Genomic DNA, 7,013 nt, shown 5'->3' on the forward strand with positions numbered 1-7,013 from the left:
CGACCACGGGGAACTCCTTCGCACCGTGGGGTTCGCGGCGGCGCCCGGCATCGTGCGGGTGGTCGGGGTGATCGGCCCCCTCCAGTGGATCGCCCACCTCGTGGCCGGGGTGTGGACCATCGCGGCCATGGTGGTGGCCGTGCGCCAGGCCCTGGACTACAAGAGCACCGCCCGGGCGGCCGGGGTTTGCCTGGTGGCCTGGGTGGTGCAGGGGTTCGCGGTGGCCCTACTCCTCTGGCTTTTCGGCGGCGCCCCCTGAGGCCCGGGGCCCCCGGCCCGCCAGGGCGGCGAGCCAGAGGAACACCCCGCCCAGCAACCCGGCCACCAGAGGCGGGATGGCCAGATCCTCCCAGGCCGCCGGCCGCACGTCGTCGCCCGCCACCCGGACCGGCACCTCGGCCCCCGGGGCGTGGGCCGGGTCGTTAGCAGTACCCCCGGAGCTTCCCCCTGCGTTCGGCCCCCTCCGGGCCCGGGAACGCAAGGGCGATCTCCCCGGTGCGAAGCCCCACCTTCTGCCGGCCCTCCACCGTGGCCGTGACGGCCTCGGACCGGGCCACGAACCGGCCCGCCTCCACCCCGAACCACAGGCAGGCGGCGAACGCCACCCCGGCGAGCGCGTAGAGGGCCCAGCGCAGGGGGCTCATGGGACGGATCCTCCGGGGGCCACGGCCCGCGCCCTCAGTTCCGGAACGCCTGGACCGGGGCCGGGATCCGGCCGCCCCGCCGCACGAACCCCGCGCACGGGGTGGGGTTCACCGGCATGACCGGGGCCTCGCCCAGAAGCCCCCCGAACCGCACCCGGTCGCCCGCCTTCTTCCCCGGGGCCGGGATGATCCGCACCGCCGTGGTCTTTCCGTTGGCGACCCCGATCGCCATCTCGTCGGCCAGGATCGCGGCCAGGGTTTCGGCCGGGGTGTCGCCGGGCACCGCGACCATGTCGAGGCCCACCGAGCATACCGCCGTCATGGCCTCGAGCTTCTCCAGGGTGAGCACGCCCTCCTCGGCCGCCTGGATCATGCCGGCGTCCTCGCTCACCGGGATGAACGCCCCCGAAAGGCCCCCCACCGACGACGAGGCGAACATGCCGCCCTTTTTCACGGCGTCGTTGAGCATCATGACGGCCGCGGTGGATCCCGGGGCCCCGGCCCGGCCGAGCCCCATCACCTCGAGGATCCGGGCCACGCTGTCGCCCTCGGCCGGGGTGGGGGCGAGGGAAAGATCCAGGATCCCGAACCGGGCCCCGAGCCGCCGGGCCACCTCGCGGCCCACGAGTTCCCCCATGCGGGTGATCTTGAACGCGGTCTTCTTGATCGTCTCGGCCACCTCCCCGAGGTCGGCCCCGGGGTCCAGCCCCTCCAGGGCCCGGCGCACGGCCCCGGGGCCGCTCACCCCCACGAGCACCGTGGCCTCGGGCTCCCCGGGCCCCAGGAACGCGCCGGCCATGAAGGGGTTGTCCTCCACGGGGTTTGCGAACACCACGAGCTTGGCGCACCCGATCCCGTCCCGGTCGGCCGTTCGTTCGGCCGTCTCCCGGATGACCCGGCCCATCTCGAGGCAGGCGTCCATGTTGATGCCCGTGCGGGTGCTCGCCACCACCACCGAGGAGCACAGCCGCTCGGTGTCCGCGAGCACCCGGGGGATCGCCCCGATCAGGGCCCGGTCCACCTCGGTGGCCCCCTTCTGGACCAGGGCCGAGAACCCGCCCACGAAGTTCACGCCCACGTCGGCCCCGGCCTCGTCCACCGCCCGGGCCACCTCGGCGAACGCCTCGGGCTCGGTGCGGGGCACGACCAAGGCAAGGGGGGTGAGGCTCACCCGGGTGTTCACGATGGGCACGCCGAACTCGGCCTCGATCTCCGAGGCCACCTCCCGGAGGCGGCCGGCCCGGGCGCGGATCTTCTCGGCCACCTTGCGGCCGCAAGCCCCGGGGTCGGGGTCGGCGCAGTCCCACAGGGAGATGCCGAGGGTCACCGTGCGCACGTCCAGCCGGTCCTCGGCGATCATGCCGACGGTTTCCAGGATCTCTTCACTCGAGAAGCGCATGCTCGGTCCTTTGGAGGTTGGAAAGCTGGGAAGCTAGGAAGCTGGGAGGCTGGGAGGCCGAACACCGCTTGATTCCGGCGCATAGGACGCGCCGGCGGCACCGCCCGCTGGGCCTGGGTCAGCCCGTGGCCGCCGGCGACGGGCTGCCCCACACCCTGTCCTTGGGATTCCGTCCTCTGGCCCCTGGCTCCCCTAGACCCGGTGCATGTAGCGAAAGACCTCGGCGTCCTGGACCATGACCTTGAGGCCCATGCCCTCGAGGGCCTTTTCGAGGGCCGCCGTGAGCTCCGGCAGCTTCAGGGGGCTTCGCGCCATGTCGGCGAGCATCGTCATGGCGAAGATGTCGCCGCCCAGGATCTTCTGGTTGATGTCCTCAATGTTCACCACGGCATCGGCCAGGACGGTGGCCACCTTGGCCACGATGCCCACCTGGTCCTTGCCGATCACGGTCACCACGATCTTTCGGGCCATCGGGGGTTCTCCTGACAGAGGCTGGGACGCTGGGAAGCCAGGAGGCTGGGCCGCTTGTGTTCCCGGCGTCATGTCACGTGAGATCTTCCAGGGGCGACCCTCCCGGGGGCGGTCAGGTCTCCTATTCGAGTTCGTACCCCCGGGGGGTGATGAGCCAGTCGCGCCAGCGGCGGGTCGAGCGGTTCCCCACGATCACCACGCTCATCATGTCCACCTCGCACCGCGGCACCTCGGCCAGGGTGGTGAGGGTCACCTCCTGGCCCGGCCGCAGGGCGTGGCGCACGATGCCGGCCGGGGTGTCGGCCGGCCGGTGGGCGGCGAGGATCTCGCAGGCCCGGTCCAGGTGGCGCACCCGCTTCCGGCTCCGGGGGTTGTAGAGCGCCACCACAAAGTCGGCCGCCGCGGCCGCCTCGAGGCGCCGTTCGATCGCCTCCCAGGGGGTCAGGAGGTCCGAGAGGCTCACCACGGCGAAGTCGGTCATGAGGGGGGCGCCGAGGAGGCTCGCCGCGGCGCTCACCGCCGTGACCCCGGGCACGATCTCCACCGGCACGGTCCCTTCCGGGTCGAGCCGCTCCAGGAGTTCGAGCACGAGCCCGGCCATGGCGTACACGCCGGGATCGCCCGTGCAGACCACGGCCACCCGCCGGCCCGCCAGGGCCCGGTCCACCGCGGCCCGGCACCGTTCGGTCTCCCGGGTCATGCCGGTGGCCACCACCTCCTTGCCGGCCGCGAGGTCGCCTAGGAGCTCCACGTATCTCGTGTACCCCACGATCACTTCGGCCGACCCGATCGCCTCGAGCGACCGCAGGGTCATGTGGTCCCGCCCCCCGGGGCCGATGCCGACGACGAACAACATATCAGGGCTCCTGCGATGGGGTGGGGGGCGCGGCGGGGCACAGGGCCACGGCCAGCGTCCAGTTCGATCCCTTGCCCTTGGGCATGACGAGCCGGCCCCCCGGGGCGGCCGCCAGGGCCGCGGCCTCGGCCACGCTGGGGGTGCCCACGGCCTCCCGGACCCGCTCCGACGGGGTGGGCACCGCCACGGCCGCCAGGGCGTCGGCCGGAAAAATCCGGAGATCGGCGCCGAGGGCCCCGGCGAGCCGGTGAAGGGCCGGTTCGTCGGCCTTGGCGTCCACCGTGGCCACCGCGGCCACGCTCCCCTCGCTCCACCCCGCCTTGGCCAGGGCTTCGCGCACCCCCGCGGTGACGGCTTCGGGGTCGGCGGCCCGGCGGCACCCGACACCAAGCACGAGGCACCGGGGCCGAAGCCACAGCGCGGCCGGCAGGTCCGGCCGGAGCCGGGGCGTCACGGCCAGGAGGCACCCCCCGAACCGGCGGGCCTCGGCCTCGTCCTCGGTGGCGAGATCCAGGTGCTCGGCGAGCCCCTCGAGAAGGCCCAGCCCCCCGGCCTCCGGGTCGGCCCAGGCCCCGACGGGCTCATGGTTGGCCAGCGCCGCGTTCGCGGCCACCAGGCCCTCCCGGGGCTCCCAGGCGTACCCCCGGTCCCGGGCCCACACCTCCACCGCGGGCCTTCCCAGGGCGTCGGTGGCCGTGGTGACGACCGGGGTGCCCCCGAGCGCCTCGGCGGCCCGGCGGGCGAGATCGTTCCCGCCGCCCAGGTGGCCCGAGAGGATCGGCACCGCGAACCGGCCCTTCGGGTCGAACACCACCACGGCCGGATCCCGGGCCTTGTCCCGCAGGAGCGGCGCGACGGCCCGCACGGCGATCCCGGCCGCCATGACGAGGAAAAACCCCTGTGCCCCGCCCCACAACCGGGCCAGGAGGTCGGCCACGGGCTCCCGGAGGGGTTCGTCGCCCGGTTGGGCGAACCGCTCGGGCACCCAGGCCCGGCACCCGGGGAAGGCCGCCGCGAGCCTCCGGGCCGTGTGGGCCCCGGCCCGGGTGAGGGCCACGGCGTGGAGGGAGTCCGCGTGAACCGGTGTGGGCATTCCGGGTCCTTTGCTCGGAGGATGATGCCCGGTCAGGGGTCCTTTCCTCCCGTCTTCTGTCCCCTGTCCTCTGACCCCCGACACCGGTAGCCGTGCCGAAACCCCGGATCGTAGAGCTTCGACCGGGGGAACCCGTCCCAGCCCTGGAGCCGGGGCCGCAGGGCCTCACCCACCAGGATCATGGCCTGGCGCCGGAACCCGGCCTCCCGCACCTTCTCCGCGATGTCCGAGAGCGTGCCGGTGACCCAGACCTCGTCGGGCCAGGAGGCCCGGTGGACCACGGCGGCCGGGGTGTCGGGGGGCCGGCCGCCCCGGAGGCAGGCGGCCACCACCTCCTCGATCCGGTCGACCGACAGGAACACGCACAGGGTGGCGCCGGTGGCCGCGAGGCGGTCGAGGGACTCGGCCTCGGGCACCGGGGTGCGGCCGCCGAGCCGGGTGAACACCACGGTCTGGCTTACCCCGGGCAGGGTGAGCTGGGTGGCGAGCGCCGCGGCCGAGGCGAAGGCCGAACTCACCCCGGGGATCACCCGGCACGGGACCCCGGCGGCCTCGAGGGGCGCCATCTGCTCCTGGATGGCCCCGTAGAGGGAGGGATCCCCCGTGTGGAGCCGCACCACCCGCCGGCCGGCCCGGGCCGCCCCGAGGCAGACACGGGTCGTCTCCTCGAGGTTCATGCCGGCCGTGTCGTGGATCTCCGCCTCCGGCCGGGCCCACGAGAGGATCTCGGGGTTCACGAGGCTTCCGGCGTAAAGGATCACGTCGGCCGCCTCCACCGCCTCCCGGCCCGCCACGGTGAGGAGCTTGGGATCGCCAGGCCCGGCCCCCACGAACACCACCTCCCCCGGCCCCACGGCGGAAAGATTTCGGTCGTCGGTCGTCGGTCGTCGGTCGTCGGTCATCGGTCGTCGGTCGTCGGTCCGGGGCCTTCGGCCCGCTTGAAAGCTGGAAAGCCAGAAAGCTGGGAGGCTGAACATATCCTCCCAGCAACTTCGGTCGCCGGTCGTCGGCTTTTGGTGTTCGGTTCGCTGGCGGCCGGAGGGTTGGGCAAGCGCACACCACGAATCGCCCCTACACTCCAAACAGAAAATCCGTGTCGATCTGTGTCCAAAAGGTTTTCGCTTCCAGCCTCCCAGCCTCCTAGCCTTCTAGCCTTACCAAAAACACCGGGTTCTCGGGCACCAGGCGGTGCCGGCCGGCCACGAGGCGGGAACGGCTGGCCCGCACCTCGGTGACCTCGGGCTCGAGGCCCTGCCCCCTCGCCCAGCCCAGGGCCTCGGCCAGGGTCTCGAGGAGCACGGCCGCCACCACCACCGCGCCCCCGGGCCGGAGCCGGGCCCAGGCCGCGTCGAGCACCTCCCGGAGCCGGCCCCCGCTCCCGCCCACGAACACCCGGTCGGGGTCGGGCAGATCCCGGAGGGCGTCCGGCGCCTCCCCGGCCACGGGGGTGAGATTCGCCACCCGAAACGCCCGGCGGTTCGCCCGAATGTGCCCGACGCCCTCCGCCGTCTTCTCCACCGCGAAGACCCGAAGCCCGGGCCGCAAGAGGCACGCCTCCACCGCCACCGACCCCGACCCCGCGCCCACGTCCCAGAGCACGCCCTCGGCCGGAAGCCCCAGGAGGCCCAGGGCCACGGCCCGCACCTCCCGCTTCGTGATGAGGCCCCGGTCGTGGGCGAACGCCCCGTCGGGGACCCCCGGTCCCAGGGGCCGGGGGTCCGGCCCCTCCCGGAGGAGGAGCACCACGTTCAGATCCGAGCCGGTCCAGTCCCGGAACCCGGCGACCGGCCCCCGGCGGACCCGCTCGGAGTCAAGCCCCAGGTCCTCGGCCACCACCATCTCGTAGTCGTCCCAGCCGGCGTCCTCCAGGAACCCGGCGATCCGGGCCGGGGAGTTCCCGGCGTCGGTGAACACCCCGATCCGCCGGGCGCCCAGCACGGGGGCCAGGTTCTCCAGGGGCCGGCCGTGGAGGCTCACGAACCGGGCGTCGCTCCAGGGCTCCCGGGCCCGGGCGAAGGCGAGCTGCATCGAGGACACGGCCGGCACGATCTCCACCTCTTCGGCCGGCACCCGCCGGAGCACCAGGGCCGCCACCCCGAAGAACCCGGGATCCCCCGAGGCCAGGATCGCCGCTCGTTTGCCCGGCTCGGCCGCGACCCGGGCCGCCACGTCGGAGACCCGGTGCTCCTCGAAGGGGAGGAGTTCCCCGGCGAACCCGGGCACCAGGGCCAGGTGCCGCCGGGCCCCGGCCAGGAGGTCGGCCCCCCGGACCCGCTCGGCGAGATCCGAGGGAAGCGCCCGGGCCCCGGGCTCCACCCCGGCCACGAGCACCCTCACGGCGCCGACTCCCGGGCCAGCACGGCCTTGTCGTACCCGAAGAGCACCGCCTCCACCGGCACCCGCCCCCCCACCCGCTCGGCGGCCCGGGCGGCCACCCGCCGGCAGAGCGCCCGGAACACCCCCCGGTCGCCCCCGGTCAAAAGCCCCTCGAACACCTCCCGGGCCGTGTTGGCCCAGCGGGCGGCCTCCACCCGCTCGGGGGGAAAGCCG

The 7,013-nt window shown here is 74.1% G+C and carries 8 protein-coding genes and 2 pseudogenes; 1 reads left to right on the forward strand and 9 read right to left on the reverse strand.

Annotated features, from left to right (window positions below):
- Positions 1–259, forward strand: a pseudogene (locus ACY0I8_RS14760) (hypothetical protein); the annotation flags it as partial.
- On the opposite strand, the gene ACY0I8_RS14765 reads toward ACY0I8_RS14760, so the two are convergent.
- The 9 genes and pseudogenes from ACY0I8_RS14765 to ACY0I8_RS14805 all read right to left on the reverse strand — a co-directional run.
- Positions 227–382 carry a hypothetical protein gene (locus ACY0I8_RS14765; protein ID WP_459940159.1) on the reverse strand — a complete coding sequence of 52 codons (156 nt, stop codon included), beginning with the start codon at positions 380–382 and terminating at the stop codon, positions 227–229. The pseudogene ACY0I8_RS14760 and the gene ACY0I8_RS14765 sit on opposite strands and share 33 nt — an antisense overlap.
- Positions 383–422: 40 nt before the next feature.
- Positions 423–644: a hypothetical protein gene (locus ACY0I8_RS14770; protein WP_459940158.1), complete on the reverse strand. Its 222-nt coding sequence runs from the start codon at positions 642–644 to the stop codon at positions 423–425.
- Between the two features lie 34 nt (positions 645–678).
- Positions 679–2,043 carry a PFL family protein gene (locus ACY0I8_RS14775; RefSeq protein WP_459940157.1) on the reverse strand — a complete coding sequence of 455 codons (1,365 nt, stop codon included), beginning with the start codon at positions 2,041–2,043 and terminating at the stop codon, positions 679–681.
- A gap of 192 nt (positions 2,044–2,235) precedes the next feature.
- Positions 2,236–2,514: an ACT domain-containing protein gene (locus ACY0I8_RS14780; protein ID WP_459940156.1), complete on the reverse strand. Its 279-nt coding sequence runs from the start codon at positions 2,512–2,514 to the stop codon at positions 2,236–2,238.
- A gap of 121 nt (positions 2,515–2,635) precedes the next feature.
- The gene (gene cobJ / locus ACY0I8_RS14785) at positions 2,636–3,370 is read right to left on the reverse strand and encodes a precorrin-3B C(17)-methyltransferase (RefSeq protein WP_461395353.1); all 735 of its coding nucleotides are present in this window, start codon (positions 3,368–3,370) and stop codon (positions 2,636–2,638) included.
- Position 3,371: 1 nt separating this feature from the next.
- Positions 3,372–4,463 (reverse strand): cobalt-precorrin 5A hydrolase, encoded by a 1,092-nt coding sequence (locus tag ACY0I8_RS14790; RefSeq protein WP_461395354.1) that lies wholly within the window; start codon positions 4,461–4,463, stop codon positions 3,372–3,374.
- A gap of 32 nt (positions 4,464–4,495) precedes the next feature.
- The gene (gene cobM, locus ACY0I8_RS14795; RefSeq protein ID WP_461395355.1) at positions 4,496–5,365 is read right to left on the reverse strand and encodes a precorrin-4 C(11)-methyltransferase; all 870 of its coding nucleotides are present in this window, start codon (positions 5,363–5,365) and stop codon (positions 4,496–4,498) included.
- Between the two features lie 238 nt (positions 5,366–5,603).
- Positions 5,604–6,800: a precorrin-6y C5,15-methyltransferase (decarboxylating) subunit CbiE gene (gene cbiE, locus ACY0I8_RS14800; RefSeq protein WP_461395356.1), complete on the reverse strand. Its 1,197-nt coding sequence runs from the start codon at positions 6,798–6,800 to the stop codon at positions 5,604–5,606.
- Positions 6,797–7,013, reverse strand: a pseudogene (locus tag ACY0I8_RS14805) (hypothetical protein); the annotation flags it as partial. The pseudogene ACY0I8_RS14805 and the gene cbiE, both read right to left, overlap by 4 nt.

It is taken from the genome of Deferrisoma sp., assembly GCF_054681715.1.

Bases quoted from the DNA above. Each gene is read 5' to 3' on its own strand.
- ACY0I8_RS14770 (WP_459940158.1), bottom strand. From the start codon at position 644: ATGAGCCCCCTGCGCTGGGCCCTCTACGCGCTCGCCGGGGTGGCGTTC.
- ACY0I8_RS14780 (WP_459940156.1), bottom strand. From the start codon at position 2,514: ATGGCCCGAAAGATCGTGGTGACCGTGATCGGCAAGGACCAGGTGGGC.
- cobM (WP_461395355.1), bottom strand. From the start codon at position 5,365: ATGACCGACGACCGACGACCGACGACCGACGACCGAAATCTTTCCGCC.
- cobJ (WP_461395353.1), bottom strand. From the start codon at position 3,370: ATGTTGTTCGTCGTCGGCATCGGCCCCGGGGGGCGGGACCACATGACC.
- ACY0I8_RS14775 (WP_459940157.1), bottom strand. From the start codon at position 2,043: ATGCGCTTCTCGAGTGAAGAGATCCTGGAAACCGTCGGCATGATCGCC.
- ACY0I8_RS14790 (WP_461395354.1), bottom strand. From the start codon at position 4,463: ATGCCCACACCGGTTCACGCGGACTCCCTCCACGCCGTGGCCCTCACC.